Source organism: Mesorhizobium sp. B2-4-1 (genome assembly GCF_006442185.1).
Lineage (GTDB): Bacteria > Pseudomonadota > Alphaproteobacteria > Rhizobiales > Rhizobiaceae > Mesorhizobium.
Genome location: NZ_VFVN01000002.1, coordinates 39425 through 55777, shown reverse-complemented (window position 1 = coordinate 55777; position 16353 = coordinate 39425). Strand labels below are relative to the sequence as shown.

The following is a 16353-nucleotide window of genomic DNA, read 5'->3' as shown; positions in this document are numbered from 1 at the left end:
GCCAGATGTCACGCTGGTTTTTGCAGCGCTTCGAGCGATCGGGTGAGATTCAGCCTGGCCTGCTGCTCGAAGCGCCGACGGAATTCCTCGCTGTGGAAGATGTGCGGGCGTGTCAGGAAGCTGTTCAGCACCGCGCCGCGTCCGGCCCGCCAGATCGGCTCCTCCACCCATTGATATTCGGCGCGGATCGCGCGCTCATAAGCATCGAATGCATCCGGCGCTGCGCCGAGGATCGACAGGTCCATGTCCAGGAAAAGAGCGGCGTCATGCATCGCGGCCGTGTCTTCGAAGCCCGGCAACTGGTGTGTTGCGGTGGCAAGGATCATGGCGCTGATGCGGCCGAGGCGCTGGGCGTCGATGCGGCCCGCGAGCTTTTTTTCCGCGAGCGCCGCGCTTTGCGCCTCATTGTCCTTGGCCCGGCTGTCGTAGACGGCGTCGTGGAACCAGATCGCCGCCTCGACGGCCTCGGGATCGCCGAGCAGCTTCCGGTACTCGCCGGCGAGCGCCAGCATCGCCTCGATATGGGCAAGGTTGTGGTAGTGGCGATCCCGTCCCTCATAGAGGACGGAAAGCTCGCGTTTGAGGGCATTGTCGAGCAAGAGTTCATTTTCCATGCCGGCTTGAATTCCCGCGAACCAAATCCATTTGACAGAGCACTAAGGAAAATTGAGTTCAATCGTGCTATGATCTGGCTTATATGTGCGGCCCGATATTAGGCAAGGCGGCAGGACGACGTCGATGAACAGCATCAGCATTTCCCGACACAGCGCGTTGCAGCCGGTCGATCCGATCTGGCGCTCGATCCGTGACGAAGCGATGGACGCGGTCAATCGCGACCCGCTGCTCGCCGCCTTCCTCTATTCGACCATCCTCAACCAGGAGAGCCTGGAGGAGGCGGTCATCCACCGGCTGGCCGAGCGGTTGGCGCACCAGGACATAGGCTCCGATCTCATCCGCCAGACCTTCAAGTCGATGCTGGCCGACGACAAGGACTGGCCGACCACCGTGCGTGTCGACATCCAGGCCTATTACGACCGCGATCCGGCCTGCGACCGCTTCATCATGCCGGTTCTCTACTTCAAGGGGTTTCACGCCATCCAGACCCACAGGCTGGCGCATTGGCTGTGGAACCAGGGGCGCAAGGATTTCGCGCTCTATCTGCAAAGCCGTTCGTCCTCGGTCTTCCAGACCGATATCAATCCGGCGGCCCGCATCGGCAAGGGCATCTTCATCGACCACGCCACCGGTCTGGTCGTCGGCGAGACAGCGGTCATCGAGGACGACGTGTCGATCCTGCACGGTGTCACGCTCGGCGGCACCGGCAAGGCCGGCGGAGATCGCCACCCCAAGATTCGTCGTGGCGTCTTGATCGGTGCCGGCGCCAAGATTCTCGGCAACATCGAAATCGGCCATTGCTCCAAGATCGCCGCCGGTTCGGTGGTGCTGTCGCCGGTGCCGCATAACAAGACGGTTGCAGGCGTGCCGGCTCGCGTCGTCGGCGAGACCGGCTGCGACCAGCCGTCGCGCCAGATGGACCAGCTTCTGCCGTCGCAGACGATGGACCAGGTCGTCAGCTTCGACATCTAGTTTTACTGAGGGGCGTCGCGGAGTTTCGCACTGCTCGCGCCGGCGGCTTCGATTGCCGTGCAATGCGGCGAGCTTGCCTTTACATGGCCATCGTCGACGTGTCAGAAGCGCCGTTCAAACGAGCAAGCCCGATGATCGGAGAAGACTGTTGAAGCCTGACGAAATCAGAAAGCTGGACGCCTATTTCAAGCGCGTCTTCCAGAACCCCAAGCTCGAGGTCAAGGCACGGCCGCGCAAGGAGGATTCGGCCGAAGTCTATGTCGGCGACGAGTTCCTCGGCATCGTCTTCAAGGACGAGGATGACGGCGACTACAATTTCTCGATGGCGATCCTCGACATCGATCTGGGCTGATCCCAGCATCCCATGGCGATGCCGGACGCAAACGCGACCGGCCTTTCCCGTCAATGTCCGGCCTTCAGGACACGCCTGGCCTCGGCGGTGATTGCCGCGTCAAGCGCCTGCCAATCCCCCAGAAATTCCTTCGGGAAGCGATAGGTGAGGCTGAGATCCTCGCCGACATGGATGTCGCGCTCGCAAGGCGCCAGCGATTGTTCTGCTGCCGGCCCGCTCAGGCAGCGGGCCACGAATGGGTCCTTGCCGGGCCGGTTGCCGACAACGAGCACCTCGTTGAGGTAACCTGATTTCGCGTTGAAACCGTAAATCGTCGTGCCGCCCGGACCTGCCGTGCCGGGCTGCACGATCAGCGCGCTGTAGATCGGCCCGAAACGTCCGCTCATGTCGCGAGACATCATTTGCGGTTCGAAGGACAGGAAGACGATGCTTTTGGCTGGCCCCGTGTGGTTGAAATCGCCGCGGGCGGCCTCGCTGTAGCCATCCATCTGGGGATAGCGCAGGTAGAGGTCGAGCCGCGAAGCGATGCCGTCGCGCCGCGCCTGTTCGAAACGGATAAAATTGGCAGGCACGGCGATGACATTGTTGCCGACCACCACCTTGCGCATCGTCGCATCATCCGTGTAGCCGGCCATGGCGATCGAATGGCCGAACCATTTGCCGCCCAGGCTGATTGCGACCGACAGCAGGGCGAGTGCTGCGAAGGCGTAGAATACCCGCTTCATCAACGTGGAATCGACCACGGTGAATTCGGGGTCGTCGGCGATCGCTGCCTGCTTCATCTCTGTCCCCGGATTCCTGTCCCGTGACGGCACGCATCGCACGGCACGGCTCTTGCAGTCCTTCCAGCGACTGTGCGATTTCATGGTAAACGGAAGGTAAAGATGGGCCCGGTTGAGCTAACTGCGTTCGCTTTTCTTGTCGGGTTGACGGCTTGCGGGCTGGTCGGATCGGCGATGGAGTTGGTTGCCGGGCGCAAGGTCGCGTTCACCGAGCCTTATGTGTCCTCCGCGCACGTACTGCGTTCGCTCGCCGCCACCGCGTGCGCCGGGCCGTTCATGCTGGTCAACGATGCCTTGGACGCCCGCCGCGACGGTCGCATTTCGTCGGTGGCGCTGATTTCCTGTGGCTGCACGGCGGTCGCCTGGACGCTGGCGCTCGGCATCGTTCTTGTGGCCGTTGCGTGTTGGGAGGTGCCAACCTAGGGTCGTTCGACTTCTAGGCTTGAGACGAATCGGAGACCAGAAATGCCGCTTTATGCGATCGATGGCACCGAACCGAACTTCGCGGATGCGGGCTCAAACTGGATCGCGCCCGATGCGACGCTGATCGGCGACATCAGCATCGGCCGCAATGCCGGCTTCTGGTTCGGCGTCGTCATTCGCGGCGACAATGAGCCTGTCGTGATCGGCGCCGACACCAACGTGCAGGAGCACACGGTCATGCACACCGATCCCGGCTTCCCGCTGACCATTGGCGAAGGCTGCACGATCGGCCACCGCGCCATGCTGCATGGCTGCACCATCGGCGATAACAGCCTGATCGGCATGGGCGCAATCGTGCTCAACGGCGCCAGGATCGGCAAGAATTCGCTGGTCGGCGCCGGCGCGCTGGTCACCGAAGGCAAGGAATTCCCGGACAATTCGCTGATCGTCGGCTCGCCGGCCAAGGCGATCAGGGTTCTGGACGAGGCTGCGATTGCAAGGTTGCGGGCCTCGGCCGCGCACTATGTCGCCAACGGCAGGCGCTTCAAAGCGGGTTTGGAGAAGGTCTAAGCCAGAAATGGCGGAGCCGGCCCGGGGACGGGGCCGGCTCCTTAGACCCGGTCGTTGGGACGGGGAGGGTGGGGACTCGACCGGGTTTCTCCTTAGGCGCATCGCCTTGATGCGTAGCGCCTGGTCTCTGGTTCACGCGTGCCGGTCCCCTAACGCTGCGCGTTGATCGCCATGGATCGACGCCTTCAGCGGACGCTGGCGACCGCGTCGGCGCGGCCGTCGTTGATCGTCACCCAGACGCCGGAATTGGTATCCGACTGTCGCTTGAGGTAGGTGTAGTCGGTGTCCGTCCAGGACAGGACCTTGGTTTCCAGATTGTCGAGGATGAACTCGCCGAGGCTGGTGCGCACGGTCAGCACCGCGTGGCCGTCACCGTTCGGCTGGCGCGCGACCGTCATCAACAGGTTGCCGGCCGGAACGCCGGCGTCCATCAGCTCGCGGCGCTTTTCCAGCGCGTAGTCCTCGCAATCGCCATAGCCGTTGTCGGGATAGGCCCAATATTCCTCGACGCCGTTGTTTTCCATGTCGGTGCGCGGCTTGACGCGGGTATTGACCGAATTGTTGATGCTGAGGATCGTCGCCCACAGCTTGCGGGTCAGTTCGACCGGCGCCCCCTTGGGTGTCCGCTCGCTGCATTCGCCCGGCATGCGCTGGCAGAATTCATAGTGGCCGACAGGCTGTGTGGTGCGGCCGCCGGTGTGCATATAGGCCGGTCCCGCGGCATATGCTGATCCCCAAGCGGAAAGCTGCATCGCCATCGCCATCAGCAACAGCTTGCCCCTCGTTTTCTTCATTGTTTTTGTCTCCCCGTTCGAGGGAGACATTGCCACAGGTGGATTTATTCGACGCAAAAGCGCGCAGTAGACATTGAGTAAAACGCCCCTAGAATAAGTATCAAATTTGAAACTTTTGAATGGTCAATCGTTTAACGTTTCGGGGACTGAAGTGACTCGAATTGCGCTGTCGTGAAATACAAAAAACCGGCCGCGAAGGCCGGTTTTGATCTGGACGCTGTTCGGCCTTCAGGCGCGCGGCGTGTTGAATTCCGAATCGAGCGTCTCAGGCCGCTGGATGACGGCGAATTCGATGGCGACGCCATCCTCGAAATGACGCACGATCTGTCCGCGCATGGTGCCGAGCATGACCTGGACGCCGATCGCCGGCTTGACATCGATCTCGATCGCGGCGCCGGAGAGCGACAGGTCGATGATGCGGCACTGGTACTGACGCCCGTCGGTGAGCTGCAGGATGCTGGTCGGGTTGCGGGGGGCGACGCGCTCGTGGCGGCGGTCTTCCGGCAGATCGAGCTCGTGCTTGTTGGCGAGCCACGTCAATTGCGCGGCGAGCTTGTCCTTCTTGCGGTCCGACGCAATCACCGTCATTGCGAAACCGTCCTGCAAGGTGCGGGTGACGACGCCTTCTATGCGGCCGATATGGTCGACATAGGCGATGACCTTTTCACCGGGCATGCCGATGCGGTCCGTGCGAAACGCGACGTTACCCGGCGACATATCGACGACCTGGCAAGGATGTTCGGTGCGGTCTTCCAGCATGAAGCGCCCGTATATCTTGACCCGGACGCGCTGAAAGTTACGTCTCTCAGCTTGGGACGGCGCGTAGTCGACCGCCGCTGACCTCATGACTGCCTACACCCCGTTTGGCATCCCCGCGCGCCGATGCCAGGGACTTCATCCCAGAACTACAGCAAAGCGGGTTAACAAAGGGGAAAAACGGGCAGGCGGGGCTGTAGGATCGTCAACTATTCCTCGCGCCCGCCATCGAAGACGACGAGGTGGCGGATGCGGCGCGCTCGGCCGAGCGCGGAGATGGTTTCGGGCGCCTCCAGTTCGGCGGGAACAAGCGAGGGAACGTCGATCGCCGGCCGGCTCGCCAGCAACTCTTTTTCGGGATCGATGACACGGATCGAATCGATCAACGCGTCCGTGAGCGGGTCGGCGCCCAGCCAGAACGGCTTCTCCACAGCGCTGATCACGCCAAGGCAACGCGGGTTTTCGACGCCGCCATCCAGCGGCAAGGCAAGCAGTTCGAACTTGTTGGAACGGCCGTTGCGGCTGAAGCCCTCGAACATGATCAGCACGACGGATTTCTGGTCGAACACGCCATGGATCAGCTTCGAGACCAGCCGCTGGTCCTTCTCGCGCCACAGCGAGGGAAAGGAGAACCCCTTGAGTTCGCGGCCATAGGAGGCGCAGAGCCTTGTGCCGGCCAGCCGGAACACCGCTTGCCCACGCGTGTCCCTTTCCAGGATGAAGGTGTCGGCCAGCAGCGACTTGATATCGGCCGGCTCCACTTCCGAGCGCTTCGGGGCAGGGCGTCCATCACGCAAGCGGTTCCAATACTGGAACAGCGTGATCGATCCGTTCTGGTTCATGCTAAGCAGCTCCGCGCATTCTGTCGTCTGATGTCCCATCGGTGAACAGAAGGGCGCCCTCCGATGACCTACATGCGTTGCGGAGCAGGAAGCGTGCCAGCGTCGTTAACACTTGTTCACGGGTCGGGGCCGTTAAGGTTAACAAGTGGTTTACGTTGCGCCCGGTCGAGCCGCGTGGCACACAAAAACCACTCCAGAAGCGGTCGTTTCGCGACGATCGGCAGCACTTCAGTCAAGAGTTCGGGGGGACAGGGGACTCGACAGCCGTTCAAGGGAAACCTTGGACGGCTTTCTTTTGATTCGGCACTTTTGATTCGCGCTCGGCGATTCGCCCTTTGTGGTCCGGCGGGCAGTGGTCTAGATGCTCGCAACAACGAATCCTGGACCGAGTGCTAGTGCACATGAGTGAACCTGTAAGCCCACCGGAAATAGAACAGGCGGATCGCGAGCCCGAGCCGCGTCGCGAGCCGATCTTCAACCTGCCGCCGATCGTGCTGGCGGTGATCGCCATTTGCGTGGCCATCTACCTGTTGCAGCAATACGTGCTGAGTGATGCTCAGCAAATGACACTGCTTTACGACGGAGCCTTCATCCCTGTCCTCTACACCGGCCAATACGGCTTCGACTGGTTCCTGTTCACGCGGCCCTTCACCTATGCCTTCATGCATGGTGGATTTGCGCATATCGCCATCAATATGGTCTGGCTCGCTGCCTTTGGCTCGCCGTTGGCCAATCGGCTCGGAGCGTTCTGGTTCGCGTTGTTCTTCGCCGCGACGGGACTGGCTTCAGTGGCGCTTTTCTGGGCCATGCATCCATATGGCGAAGCGCCGCTGGTCGGGGCTTCCGGTGCGATATCGGGCATGATGGGAGCGGCGGCACGCTTTGGCTTCCGTACGGATCGTTCGGCGGGCAAAGCCGCTTTCGCCGGCCCCGTGCTGCCGATCGCAATGGTGCTGCGCTCGCGTGGCGTGATGATCTTCCTTGCCGTTTGGATGGTGATCAACCTTGTCACCGGCCTTGTCGGCTTCGCCCCCGGCGTCGACAGCCAGATCGCCTGGGAGGCTCACATTGGCGGCTTTATCGCCGGCTTCTTCGGCTTGCGCTGGTTCGATAGGCGTTGGCAGCCGCTCGACTGGGAGACGACCGACCACCGCACTTGAAATGCAACCGATCGCGGCGCACGATGTTCACTCTTACGTGAAAGCCGGTCAGGGCAGGAACCGGTTGGCAAAGTAGAGGAGGACGCCATGACGGTTAAGGCCATTCTCGAGCAAAAAGGCCACGACGTGTTGACGCTCGGGCCGAACGAAAAACTAAGCGAGGCCATCCGCATCCTTGCCGAACACAGGATCGGGGCGTTGGTCATCACCAATGGAGACCGCAAGATCGTCGGCATCCTGTCCGAGCGCGACATCGTGCGCGTCGTCGCAAGGGAAGGCGCTGCCGCGCTCGACATAGCCGTTCGTTCCGCGATGACGCCGAAAGTGAAGATCTGCAACGAGAATCACACCGTCAACGAGGTGATGGAGATCATGACCCGGGGCCGCTTCCGCCATCTTCCGGTGGAAAAGGACGGCATGCTCGACGGCATCGTTTCGATCGGCGACGTGGTCAAGCGTCGTATCGAGGATGTCGAGCGCGAGGCTGAGGAAATCCGCGCCTATATCGCTACCGCCTGAGCGGTAAGCAACCGCCGGCCGCGCAAACGGCCGGCGGGCGATAGGCTACCTGTTGTCGAGTTCGGAGCGGACGAGTTGGAGCCCGCGCCGCGTGATGCGGTAGGGGCCGCCGTCCGACGACGAAACCGCCTTCTTGCGCTTCAGCTTCCGAAACAGGTCGAGATCGACGCCGGGGTAGTGCCAGCCGTCGCGGGTCAGGCATTTGACGGAGGCGATCCGTTTCTTCTCACTTTTTTCGATCTCAATGCGTCCGCCCTGCGCGAGCAGGTGCAGAACGCGTTGTTCAATACGCGAAATATCCATGGGAGAGTTTCCGGGAAAACAACAAAAGCCGCCGCCGCGAAGCTTCGCGGCGCGGGGTTTCAGGTTTTCTGCCCTGCCTCGCTATGAGGTCAGGGTCTTACCGGGACTGAGCGTAAGTGGACATCCACTCTCCATTGGGATGGATGGCCTATAGGCGAAAGCGGCGGAAAAGGCCAGCGGGCGGCTTTACGCTTGTCTCGCGAGGCGGTTTGCACTAGCGAAGTTGCAAATCAGGATGTGCAAAACGCACGTTTCCATCGTTCTACTACGCAGGCTACCATGAGCATCATCGACACCCGCACGCCCGACGCGAAACGCCTTATCCCCGGCGCCACCGGCGACTGGGAAATCATCATCGGGCTCGAGGTCCACGCGCAGGTGACATCGGAAGCAAAACTCTTTTCCGGCGCTTCGACGTCGTTCGGCGCTGCCCCCAACGCCAATGTCAGCCTGGTCGATGCGGCAATGCCCGGCATGCTCCCCGTCATCAATGAGGAATGCGTCAAGCAGGCGATCCGTACCGGCCTCGGCTTGAAGGCGCAGATCAACCACAAGTCCGTCTTCGACCGGAAGAACTATTTCTACCCGGACCTGCCGCAGGGCTACCAGATCTCGCAGTTCAAGCAGCCGATCGTCGGCGAGGGCACGGTGATCGTCTCCGTCGGGCCGGACCGCCAGGGCGAGTTCGAGGACATCGAGGTCGGCATCGAGCGCCTGCATCTGGAGCAGGACGCCGGCAAGTCGATGCACGACCAGCATCCGACCATGTCCTATGTCGATCTCAACCGCTCCGGCGTGGCGCTGATGGAAATCGTGTCGAAACCGGACATGCGTTCGGCCGACGAAGCCAAGGCCTATGTCACCAAGCTGCGCACCATCGTGCGCTATCTCGGCACCTGCGACGGCAACATGGACGAAGGCTCCATGCGCGCGGACGTCAACGTTTCGGTGCGCCGGCCGGGCGGCGAATTCGGCACGCGCTGCGAGATCAAGAACGTCAATTCGATCCGCTTCATAGGCCAGGCGATCGATTTCGAGGCGCGCCGGCAGATCGCTATCATCGAGGATGGCGGCACGATTGACCAGGAAACGCGGCTGTTCGACGCCGTCAAGGGCGAAACCCGTTCGATGCGCACCAAGGAAGAGGCGCACGACTACCGCTATTTTCCAGATCCCGACCTGTTGCCGCTGGAATTCGACCAGGCCTATGTCGAAGCGCTGGCCAAGGAACTGCCGGAACTGCCCGACGACAAGAAGGCGCGATTGATCTCCTCGCTCGGCCTCTCGACTTACGATGCCTCGATCCTGGTGTCGGAAAAGCCGATCGCCGACTATTTCGAGAAGGTGGCCGCCGGCCGCGACGGCAAGCTCGCCGCCAACTGGGTTATCAACGACCTGCTTGGGCAATTGAACAAAGCTGGAAAGGACATTGAAAATGCTCCGGTTTCGCCGGATCAGCTCGGTGCCATCATCGATCTGATCAAGGACGGCACCATCTCCGGCAAGATCGCCAAGGACCTGTTCGAGATCGTCTGGAACGAGGGCGGCGACCCGCGCCAACTGGTCGAGAGCCGCGGCATGAAACAGGTTACCGACACCGGCGCTATCGAAAAGGCGGTGGACGAGGTGATCGCAGCCAACCCGGACAAGGTCGAGCAGGCGCGCGCCAAGCCGACCATGGCCGGCTGGTTCGTCGGCCAGGTGATGAAGGCGACCGGTGGCAAGGCCAACCCGCAGGCCGTCAATGACCTGGTCAAGGCCAAGCTGGGCATCGAGTAGACTATGTTCGTGCGCACCGCCGGGGATCGCGACCTCGCCGCCATCCGGGCGCTGCTGGTCGAGACTTGGCATGCGACTTACGACGCCATCTATGGCGCCGAACGGGTGACAGAGATCACCGATGCGTGGCATTCGATCGCCTCGCTCACGGCGCGGCTGGCGAAGCCAAACAGCGAGTTCCTCGTCGCCGACGATGGCCAGCGCATTGGCGGCATGGCATTTGCCGAAGCGCTCGATGGCGGCGGCGTGGTCATGCTGAAGCAGCTTTACGTGCAGCCCGGCCTGCAGGGCCGGGGCATCGGCGGCATGCTTCTCGACGAGATCATCGAAAGCTTCCCTGAGGCCCGCGCCATCCGGCTGGAAGTGGAAGAGAAGAACACGCGCGCAATTGCCTTCTACCAGGCGAACGGCTTCGTCCAGACCGGCCGCACCGACAATTGCGGTTCGGCCCAATCCGCTATCCCGGCCCTCGTCTATGAAAGGCCGCTTGCCGCATAGCGGCGGACCTTTCGGGTGCGCAATCCGGCGGTCGAATTCAGCGATCGAGCCGCAGCCTAACTGGTGGAGACGTCCACATTGTCGATCAGCCTGGTCTTGCCCAGCCAGGCGGCGGCGAGCAGGCGGCCCTCGTGCCCGCGGCGCCACGGCGCCAACGTCCGGCTCTCGCGAGCTTCGACATAATCGATCTTGTGGAAGCCGGCCGCGAGCAGGGCGCGGCTGGCTTCGCCTGTCGCGCCGTTCTGGTCGGCGCCGGCCGCCAGCGCCGCGGCTGCCTTGCGCAGGATCACGTTGAGCCGGCGGGCGATCTGGAGTTCGGCCTCGCCGAGATAGGCGTTACGCGATGACATGGCGAGGCCGTACGCGTCGCGGATCGTCGGCGCGCCGATGATTTCGACGGGCAGGTCGAGGTCGCGGCAGAGCTGCCTGACGACGCACAATTGCTGATAATCCTTTTCGCCAAAGACCGCGACGTCGGGCGACGCCTGCAGGAACAGCTTCGCCACGACGGTGGCGACGCCTTCGAAAAAAGTCGGTCGAAAATCCGATTCGAGCCCGGCGGAGGGACCGCCGACCGAGATTTTGGTGGCAAAGCCGGCAGGATACATCTCACCAACCCCAGGCGTGTAGGCAAGATCGGCTCCGGCCAAAGCCAGCTGGTCGAGATCGCGGGCGAGCTGACGTGGATATTTGTCGAGATCCTCGCTCGGCGCGAACTGCGTCGGGTTGACAAAGATCGAGACGATGCAGCGCTCGGCTCTTTCAAGCGCGATCCTGACCAGCGATAGGTGCCCTTCGTGCAAGGCGCCCATTGTCGGCGCCATGGCGACGCGAAGGCCGTCGCGCCGCCAGTCGCGGATCCGCGCGCGAAGGCCGGCGACCGTGTCGACGACGAGGGGCCGGCTCATCGGTTGTCCTTGCCCAAGGTGGCCGAAAACACATTTTCAGGGCCGGGGAATGTCCGGTCTCGTACCTCGCTGGCGTAACGTGCGGCCGCATACGAGACCACGCTGCGCAAATCGGCATACTCCTTGACGAATTTCGGCACGCGGTCGACGGTGAGCCCGACCATGTCGTCTATGACCAGGATCTGGCCGTCGCAAACGCCGCTGGCGCCGATGCCGATAGTCGGAATGGCGATGCGGCGGGTGATTTCGGCCGCGACCGCTTCGACCGTGCCCTCGATGACCATCGAAAAGGCGCCGGCTTCTTCGACGGCGCGCGCATCGGCAAACAGCGCTGCCGCATTCTCGTCGGTCCGGCCCTTGATCCTGTAGCCGCCATCCTTCTCGACGGACTGCGGCAGCAGGCCGATATGGCCCATGACCGCGATGCCGGCATCGACGACTGCGGCGATCTGCCGGGCCATACCGACGCCGCCCTCGAGTTTCACAGCCTGGCAGCCGGTTTCGCCAACGATACGCCGCGCCGAGGCAACGGCTTGGGCCGCCGAATCCTCATAGCTGCCGGCCGGCATGTCGACGACGACGCAAGCCCTGGCCGAGCCGCGCATCACCGCTTGCCCATGCGCGATCATCATCTCCAGCGAGGCGCCCAGCGTCGTTTTGTGGCCATGCAGGACCATTGCGACGCTGTCGCCGACGAGGAGCAGATCGACATGCTCGTCGAGCAGCCGGGCGATGGGGTAGGTATAGGCGGTGAGACAGACGATCGGCACGCCACGCTTGCGGCGGCGAATGGCATCGGCGCCGATGCGAATGTCGGCGGTCGGCGATTCCCTGGCCAATCGTCACCTCCCTCGGCCAAGGGTCGGCCGGATACCCGCACGGCGCGCGCGCGCAGAGCTTTAGAAAGGCTGAGGGTGGTTGGCAAGCACCATACGGCGCCGGCAATGCATCACCGGCTTGTGTCGCCTTACCGGCGCGCCATTTGCGCCCTCTTGGCGGCAAGCCCCTTGCCTTCACGAAGGGCTGACGCCATAAGCAGGAAACGGACGCCATCGGCGCGAGGGTTTGAAGATGAAGACTTTCCTTACGCAGTTTTTCACCTGGTGGAACGGCCAGACGCTTGGCACGCGCCTGCACACCTGGCGGCACGGCAGGAAGGTCGGGCAGGACGAGGTGGGCAACGTCTACTACGAAGGCGGTGTCGATTCCGAAGGACGCACGCGCCGCTGGGTCATCTATCGCGATTATTCCGAGGCTTCTTCTATCCCGCCCGGCTGGCACGGCTGGATTCATCACCGCGTCGACGTCGCGCCGCCGAGCGACGATTACAAGCCGCGCGACTGGCAGAAACCGCATCAACCGAACCTGACCGGCTCGCCCTCAGCCTATCGTCCGAAGGGCTCGGTGCTGACCAACCAGCACCGCCCGCAGGTCACCGGCGACTACGACGCCTGGACGCCCGGATCATAAGGGGGCGTCGGTCCTTTATCGCCACAATTGGTGTCTAGCAGCTTGCTCATCAGAAAACGGCGACTAGCCTTTGTGATAGAGAGAATCACCCGGGCGCTAACCACCGGTATCCCTGCATGAGCATTTTCAGCCTGACATCGATGGGCGCACTGATAGTAGCCGCCGGGCTCACCGTTAGCACCGCGGCACTTGCCGCTTCGCCAACGCCGGCCGCACCCGCGCCGGCGCCGGGATCGGACCGAATCACCAACCCGGTCGCCGAATTCGCCGGCATCGACAAGATCACCGGCCGCATCATCACCTTCGACGTCTATATCGACGAGACGGTGCAGTTCGGTGCTTTGCAGGTGACGCCGCGCGTCTGCTACTCCCGGCCGCAGAACGAGGAGCCGAAGACCGATTCTTTTGTCGAAGTCGACGAGATCACGCTCGACCGCAAGATCCGCCGCATCTTCACTGGCTGGATGTTTGCCGAAAGCCCTGGTCTCAATGCCGTCGAGCATGCCGTCTATGACGTCTGGCTGAAGGCCTGCAAGCAGAAGTCGGATGTGCCAGCGCCCGATTCGGCCAAGACCGATGCGGCCAAGCCCGATACGGCCCAGCCGAATGCCACGGCCGCTCCGGCTGCGGCCGAACCGGAAGCCACGGAACCGCCTACGACCAACGCCAACTGATCCTTCGGAACCGCCCTGAGGGCAACGCGTTGGGCCCTGACGGCCACACGATGCGCGCCGGGAGGATTTTCCGATGTCTGCCAGAAAGCGGATCACCGCCAGCATCAAGGAACTGCTTGAGCTCGAAAAGGGCTTCTGGACAGGCGATTCGGCATTTTTCGCGGCCAATGCCGACACCGAGTGCCTCGTGGCATTTCCGCAGATGGCCCAGACCATGAGCAATGCCGATCTCGCCGAAACCGCCGCCGATCCCAAGCGATGGCGTGATCTCGAGATCGATCTCAAGGGCGTGGTCGAACCAGGCAGCGACATCGTCATCCTGGCCTATGAGGCGCATGCCGTGAAGGGCAATGGCGAAGCCTACGCGGCGCTGGTCAGCACCGGCTATGTCCATCGCGTCAACGGCTGGAAGATGATGTTCCATTCGCAGGCTCCGCTGGAAACGAAGGTCCGCTGACGGGCTGGATCATCAGGGGAAAAACACCGCTTCACCCTTCAGCGCGTCGGCCAGCATCTTCTCGTATTTGCCGCGCGGCACGTCGATTGCGCCGAAGCGCTTGAGGTGTTCGGTGGTGAACTGCGTGTCGAGCAGTGCGAAACCGCGCGCCTGCAGGCGTTCGACGAGATGCACAAGGCAGATCTTCGAAGCATCCGTTTCCCGGGAAAACATGCTTTCGCCGAAGAACACCCTCCCCAGGGAGACACCGTAGAGGCCGCCGACCAGCCGCTCCTCGCGCCAGGCCTCGACAGAATGGCAATGGCCGATGCGATGCAACTGCACATAGGCCTCGCGGATCGGCGCGTTGATCCAGGTGGAACGGCGTTCCTCGCGCCTTTCGGCGCAGCCACCGATCGTCGCCTCGAAATCGAAGTCGAAACGGATGTCGAAGAGGTTTCGCCGAAGCGCCTTCTTCAGACTTTTCGGCGTGTGGAAGCGGTCGAGCGGAATGATGCCGCGCGTCTCCGGCCGCACCCAGAACACTTCCGGATCGGCGGCGCTTTCGGCCATCGGGAAGACGCCCGAGGCGTAGGCCTTGAGCAGAAGGTCGGTCGGGATACGATAGCCTGGCGCGTAGGGGCGAGTCATCGCTTCATTATAGCGGCAAGTCCGGGGCTATTCGCCTTTGGCCAGATATTTTTCCAGCCAGTGGATGTCATAGTCGCCATTGGCGATGTCGGCGTTGCCGACGAGGTCGCGAAACAGCGGCAACGTCGTCTTGATTCCGTCGACGACGAATTCGTCCAGCGCCCGGCGCAGCCGCATCATGCATTCGACGCGGTTGCGCCCGTGCACGATCAGCTTGCCGATCAGGCTGTCGTAGTAAGGCGGGATCTTGTACCCTGAATAGACGCCGGAATCGACACGGATGCCAAGGCCGCCTGGCGTGTGGAAATGGGTGATCGTGCCGGGCGAGGGCGTGAAGGTGCGCGGATCCTCTGCATTGATGCGGCACTCGATGGCATGGCCCTGGAAGCGGATGTCTTCCTGCTTGACCGAAAGACCGCCGCCCGAGGCGACACGGATCTGCTCATGCACCAGATCGATGCCAGTGATAGCCTCCGTCACCGGATGCTCGACCTGCAGGCGCGTGTTCATCTCGATGAAATAGAACTCGCCATTCTCGTAGAGGAACTCGATCGTGCCGGCGCCGGAATAGCCGAGGTCGGCGATGGCGTTGGCGCAGATATCGCCGATGCGCGAGCGTTCCTCGGCGTTGAGGGCGGGTGAGTTGGCCTCTTCCCAGACTTTCTGGTGGCGGCGCTGCAAGGAGCAGTCGCGCTCGCCGAAATGCACGCCCCGGCCAAAGCCGTCGCCGAACACCTGAACCTCGATATGACGCGGTTTTTGCAGGTACTTTTCAATATAGACGGCGTCATCGCCGAAGGCCGCGCCCGCTTCCGAGCGGGCCGTCTGCAAGGCGACTTCGAGGTCGGCCTCGGTATGCGCCACTTTCATGCCGCGTCCGCCGCCGCCGGCCGACGCCTTGATGATCACGGGATAGCCGATCTCTGCGGCGATGCGCTTGGCCTCCTTTTCCTCGGTCACCGCACCATCGGAGCCGGGAACCACCGGAATGCCGAGTCGCTTGGCGGTGCGCTTGGCTTCGATCTTGTCGCCCATGATGCGGATATGGTCGCCGGTCGGACCGATAAAGGTAATGTTATGCGCGGCCAATATGTCGGAAAACTTGGCGTTCTCCGACAGGAAACCGTAGCCGGGATGCACGGCGTCGGCGCCGGTGATCTCGCAGGCGGCGACGATCTGGTGGATATTGAGGTAGCTGTCGCGCGATGGCGGTGGCCCGATGCATACGCTCTCGTCGGCGAGCCGAACATGCATGGCGTCGGCGTCGGCGGTCGAGTGCACCACCACCGTCTGGATGCCAAGCTCCTTGCAGGCACGCAGCACCCGAAGCGCGATTTCGCCGCGATTGGCGATGAGAATCTTCTGGAACATTAGGGCCGCTCTACTCGATCACGACGAGCGGCATGCCGTATTCGACCGGCTGTGCGTCCTCGAACAGGATCGCCGTCACCGTGCCGGCGCGCGGCGAGGGGATCTGGTTCATCGTCTTCATCGCTTCGATGATCAGCAGCGTCTGCCCTTCCTTGACGTTCTGGCCGATCTCTATGAACGGCTTGGCATCCGGCGAGGGCGCCAGGTAGGCAGTGCCGACCATGGGGGAGGCCACGGCGTTTTTCGACACGTCGGCCGCGGCCGGAACGGCTGCTGTGGCAGGTTGGGCCGCCGGCGCCGGCGCAAAGGCCGGCTGCGGCGCGGCTATCGCGTGAACCGCCGGCGCCTGCCGCGATACGCGCACCTTCAGGTCACCCAGCTCGACTTCGATCTCGGTGAGATTGGTGTCGTTCAGTATGCCCGCCAGATCGCGGATCAGCTGCTGGTCAACACCGGTCTTCTTTATCGACATTTTCGA

At 62.5% G+C, this 16353-nt stretch carries 22 protein-coding genes; 11 read left to right on the top strand and 11 right to left on the bottom strand.

The window, feature by feature from the left end; all coding sequences use genetic code 11:
• Nucleotides 1–8 precede the first annotated feature (8 nt).
• Entirely contained in the window at nucleotides 9–614 is a 606-nt protein-coding gene (locus FJ949_RS04825) for a hypothetical protein (RefSeq protein WP_140493701.1), read from the bottom strand.
• Nucleotides 615–738: 124 nt separating this feature from the next.
• Here FJ949_RS04825 and cysE point away from each other — a divergent pair, with 124 nt between their 5' ends.
• Nucleotides 739–1587: a serine O-acetyltransferase gene (gene cysE, locus FJ949_RS04820; RefSeq protein WP_140493699.1), complete on the top strand. Its 849-nt coding sequence runs from the start codon at nucleotides 739–741 to the stop codon at nucleotides 1585–1587.
• A gap of 148 nt (nucleotides 1588–1735) precedes the next feature.
• Nucleotides 1736–1939 (top strand): DUF3126 family protein, encoded by a 204-nt coding sequence (locus FJ949_RS04815; protein WP_019857879.1) that lies wholly within the window; start codon nucleotides 1736–1738, stop codon nucleotides 1937–1939.
• Nucleotides 1940–1989: 50 nt separating this feature from the next.
• Here the strand turns inward: FJ949_RS04815 and FJ949_RS04810 are convergent, their stop codons facing one another.
• Nucleotides 1990–2721, bottom strand: a complete 732-nt coding sequence (locus tag FJ949_RS04810; RefSeq protein ID WP_140493697.1) for a hypothetical protein — start codon at nucleotides 2719–2721, stop codon at nucleotides 1990–1992.
• Between the two features lie 102 nt (nucleotides 2722–2823).
• On the opposite strand from FJ949_RS04810, the gene FJ949_RS04805 reads away from it, so the two are divergent.
• Together FJ949_RS04805 and FJ949_RS04800 are read left to right on the top strand one after the other, a co-directional pair.
• Nucleotides 2824–3144, top strand: coding sequence for a hypothetical protein (locus FJ949_RS04805; protein ID WP_140493695.1), 321 nt, complete (start codon nucleotides 2824–2826; stop codon nucleotides 3142–3144).
• Nucleotides 3145–3186: 42 nt separating this feature from the next.
• A complete protein-coding gene (locus tag FJ949_RS04800; RefSeq protein ID WP_140493693.1) occupies nucleotides 3187–3714 on the top strand; it encodes a gamma carbonic anhydrase family protein in 528 nt (175 codons plus the stop codon).
• Nucleotides 3715–3899: 185 nt separating this feature from the next.
• On the opposite strand, the gene FJ949_RS04795 is transcribed toward FJ949_RS04800, so the two are convergent.
• The 3 genes from FJ949_RS04795 to FJ949_RS04785 all read right to left on the bottom strand — a co-directional run bounded on the left by FJ949_RS04795 (nucleotide 3900) and on the right by FJ949_RS04785 (nucleotide 6106).
• On the bottom strand, nucleotides 3900–4508 hold the full coding sequence (locus tag FJ949_RS04795; protein ID WP_140493691.1) for a transglutaminase-like cysteine peptidase: 609 nt from the start codon (nucleotides 4506–4508) through the stop codon (nucleotides 3900–3902).
• 228 nt (nucleotides 4509–4736) lie between these two features.
• A complete protein-coding gene (locus FJ949_RS04790; protein WP_140493689.1) occupies nucleotides 4737–5354 on the bottom strand; it encodes a PilZ domain-containing protein in 618 nt (205 codons plus the stop codon).
• 119 nt (nucleotides 5355–5473) lie between these two features.
• Nucleotides 5474–6106: a PAS domain-containing protein gene (locus FJ949_RS04785; RefSeq protein ID WP_140493687.1), complete on the bottom strand. Its 633-nt coding sequence runs from the start codon at nucleotides 6104–6106 to the stop codon at nucleotides 5474–5476.
• Between the two features lie 401 nt (nucleotides 6107–6507).
• Between FJ949_RS04785 and FJ949_RS04780 the strand changes: the two genes are divergently transcribed.
• Nucleotides 6508–7266 (top strand): rhomboid family intramembrane serine protease, encoded by a 759-nt coding sequence (locus FJ949_RS04780; RefSeq protein WP_140493684.1) that lies wholly within the window; start codon nucleotides 6508–6510, stop codon nucleotides 7264–7266.
• Nucleotides 7267–7353: 87 nt separating this feature from the next.
• Nucleotides 7354–7785 (top strand): CBS domain-containing protein, encoded by a 432-nt coding sequence (locus tag FJ949_RS04775; protein ID WP_140493682.1) that lies wholly within the window; start codon nucleotides 7354–7356, stop codon nucleotides 7783–7785.
• A gap of 45 nt (nucleotides 7786–7830) precedes the next feature.
• Here FJ949_RS04775 and FJ949_RS04770 read toward each other — a convergent pair whose 3' ends face one another.
• Nucleotides 7831–8088, bottom strand: a complete 258-nt coding sequence (locus FJ949_RS04770; RefSeq protein ID WP_140493680.1) for a YjhX family toxin — start codon at nucleotides 8086–8088, stop codon at nucleotides 7831–7833.
• A gap of 279 nt (nucleotides 8089–8367) precedes the next feature.
• Between FJ949_RS04770 and gatB the strand changes: the two genes are divergently transcribed.
• Together gatB and FJ949_RS04755 are read left to right on the top strand one after the other, a co-directional pair.
• Entirely contained in the window at nucleotides 8368–9867 is a 1500-nt protein-coding gene (gene gatB, locus FJ949_RS04760) for an Asp-tRNA(Asn)/Glu-tRNA(Gln) amidotransferase subunit GatB (protein WP_140493678.1), read from the top strand.
• A gap of 3 nt (nucleotides 9868–9870) precedes the next feature.
• Nucleotides 9871–10365, top strand: a complete 495-nt coding sequence (locus tag FJ949_RS04755; protein ID WP_140493676.1) for a GNAT family N-acetyltransferase — start codon at nucleotides 9871–9873, stop codon at nucleotides 10363–10365.
• A gap of 56 nt (nucleotides 10366–10421) precedes the next feature.
• On the opposite strand, the gene panC is transcribed toward FJ949_RS04755, so the two are convergent.
• Together panC and panB are read right to left on the bottom strand one after the other, a co-directional pair.
• Complete coding sequence (gene panC / locus FJ949_RS04750) at nucleotides 10422–11273, bottom strand: pantoate--beta-alanine ligase (protein ID WP_140493674.1); 852 nt, start codon at nucleotides 11271–11273, stop codon at nucleotides 10422–10424.
• A complete protein-coding gene (gene panB / locus FJ949_RS04745) occupies nucleotides 11270–12112 on the bottom strand; it encodes a 3-methyl-2-oxobutanoate hydroxymethyltransferase (RefSeq protein ID WP_140493672.1) in 843 nt (280 codons plus the stop codon). The genes panC and panB overlap by 4 nt, the downstream gene beginning before the upstream one ends.
• Before the next feature lie 232 nt (nucleotides 12113–12344).
• Between panB and FJ949_RS04740 the strand changes: the two genes are divergently transcribed.
• From FJ949_RS04740 to FJ949_RS04730, 3 genes are all read left to right on the top strand, one after another.
• Entirely contained in the window at nucleotides 12345–12743 is a 399-nt protein-coding gene (locus FJ949_RS04740) for an NADH:ubiquinone oxidoreductase subunit NDUFA12 (RefSeq protein WP_140493670.1), read from the top strand.
• A 116-nt stretch (nucleotides 12744–12859) separates the two neighbouring features.
• Nucleotides 12860–13417 carry a DUF2155 domain-containing protein gene (locus tag FJ949_RS04735; protein ID WP_140493668.1) on the top strand — a complete coding sequence of 186 codons (558 nt, stop codon included), beginning with the start codon at nucleotides 12860–12862 and terminating at the stop codon, nucleotides 13415–13417.
• Nucleotides 13418–13490: 73 nt separating this feature from the next.
• Nucleotides 13491–13874 carry a hypothetical protein gene (locus tag FJ949_RS04730; RefSeq protein ID WP_140493667.1) on the top strand — a complete coding sequence of 128 codons (384 nt, stop codon included), beginning with the start codon at nucleotides 13491–13493 and terminating at the stop codon, nucleotides 13872–13874.
• A 12-nt stretch (nucleotides 13875–13886) separates the two neighbouring features.
• On the opposite strand, the gene aat is transcribed toward FJ949_RS04730, so the two are convergent.
• Genes aat through accB form a run of 3 tightly spaced genes read right to left on the bottom strand, consistent with a single transcriptional unit; the run spans nucleotide 13887 to nucleotide 16347 of the window.
• Complete coding sequence (gene aat / locus FJ949_RS04725; RefSeq protein ID WP_140493665.1) at nucleotides 13887–14504, bottom strand: leucyl/phenylalanyl-tRNA--protein transferase; 618 nt, start codon at nucleotides 14502–14504, stop codon at nucleotides 13887–13889.
• A 27-nt stretch (nucleotides 14505–14531) separates the two neighbouring features.
• Nucleotides 14532–15875: an acetyl-CoA carboxylase biotin carboxylase subunit gene (accC, locus tag FJ949_RS04720; protein ID WP_140493663.1), complete on the bottom strand. Its 1344-nt coding sequence runs from the start codon at nucleotides 15873–15875 to the stop codon at nucleotides 14532–14534.
• A gap of 10 nt (nucleotides 15876–15885) precedes the next feature.
• Entirely contained in the window at nucleotides 15886–16347 is a 462-nt protein-coding gene (accB, locus tag FJ949_RS04715) for an acetyl-CoA carboxylase biotin carboxyl carrier protein (RefSeq protein ID WP_140493661.1), read from the bottom strand.
• Between the last annotated feature and the right edge of the window lie 6 nt (nucleotides 16348–16353).

What these genes read in the sequence shown, in the direction of transcription:
- FJ949_RS04825 (WP_140493701.1), bottom strand. Translation starts at nt 614, where the DNA reads ATGGAAAATGAACTCTTGCTCGACAATGCCCTCAAACGCGAGCTTTCC.
- cysE (WP_140493699.1), top strand. Translation starts at nt 739, where the DNA reads ATGAACAGCATCAGCATTTCCCGACACAGCGCGTTGCAGCCGGTCGAT.
- FJ949_RS04810 (WP_140493697.1), bottom strand. Translation starts at nt 2,721, where the DNA reads ATGAAGCAGGCAGCGATCGCCGACGACCCCGAATTCACCGTGGTCGAT.
- FJ949_RS04805 (WP_140493695.1), top strand. Translation starts at nt 2,824, where the DNA reads ATGGGCCCGGTTGAGCTAACTGCGTTCGCTTTTCTTGTCGGGTTGACG.
- FJ949_RS04800 (WP_140493693.1), top strand. Translation starts at nt 3,187, where the DNA reads ATGCCGCTTTATGCGATCGATGGCACCGAACCGAACTTCGCGGATGCG.
- FJ949_RS04795 (WP_140493691.1), bottom strand. Translation starts at nt 4,508, where the DNA reads ATGAAGAAAACGAGGGGCAAGCTGTTGCTGATGGCGATGGCGATGCAG.
- FJ949_RS04790 (WP_140493689.1), bottom strand. Translation starts at nt 5,354, where the DNA reads ATGAGGTCAGCGGCGGTCGACTACGCGCCGTCCCAAGCTGAGAGACGT.
- FJ949_RS04785 (WP_140493687.1), bottom strand. Translation starts at nt 6,106, where the DNA reads ATGAACCAGAACGGATCGATCACGCTGTTCCAGTATTGGAACCGCTTG.
- FJ949_RS04780 (WP_140493684.1), top strand. Translation starts at nt 6,508, where the DNA reads ATGAGTGAACCTGTAAGCCCACCGGAAATAGAACAGGCGGATCGCGAG.
- FJ949_RS04775 (WP_140493682.1), top strand. Translation starts at nt 7,354, where the DNA reads ATGACGGTTAAGGCCATTCTCGAGCAAAAAGGCCACGACGTGTTGACG.
- FJ949_RS04770 (WP_140493680.1), bottom strand. Translation starts at nt 8,088, where the DNA reads ATGGATATTTCGCGTATTGAACAACGCGTTCTGCACCTGCTCGCGCAG.
- gatB (WP_140493678.1), top strand. Translation starts at nt 8,368, where the DNA reads ATGAGCATCATCGACACCCGCACGCCCGACGCGAAACGCCTTATCCCC.
- FJ949_RS04755 (WP_140493676.1), top strand. Translation starts at nt 9,871, where the DNA reads ATGTTCGTGCGCACCGCCGGGGATCGCGACCTCGCCGCCATCCGGGCG.
- panC (WP_140493674.1), bottom strand. Translation starts at nt 11,273, where the DNA reads ATGAGCCGGCCCCTCGTCGTCGACACGGTCGCCGGCCTTCGCGCGCGG.
- FJ949_RS04740 (WP_140493670.1), top strand. Translation starts at nt 12,345, where the DNA reads ATGAAGACTTTCCTTACGCAGTTTTTCACCTGGTGGAACGGCCAGACG.
- FJ949_RS04735 (WP_140493668.1), top strand. Translation starts at nt 12,860, where the DNA reads ATGAGCATTTTCAGCCTGACATCGATGGGCGCACTGATAGTAGCCGCC.
- FJ949_RS04730 (WP_140493667.1), top strand. Translation starts at nt 13,491, where the DNA reads ATGTCTGCCAGAAAGCGGATCACCGCCAGCATCAAGGAACTGCTTGAG.
- aat (WP_140493665.1), bottom strand. Translation starts at nt 14,504, where the DNA reads ATGACTCGCCCCTACGCGCCAGGCTATCGTATCCCGACCGACCTTCTG.
- accC (WP_140493663.1), bottom strand. Translation starts at nt 15,875, where the DNA reads ATGTTCCAGAAGATTCTCATCGCCAATCGCGGCGAAATCGCGCTTCGG.
- accB (WP_140493661.1), bottom strand. Translation starts at nt 16,347, where the DNA reads ATGTCGATAAAGAAGACCGGTGTTGACCAGCAGCTGATCCGCGATCTG.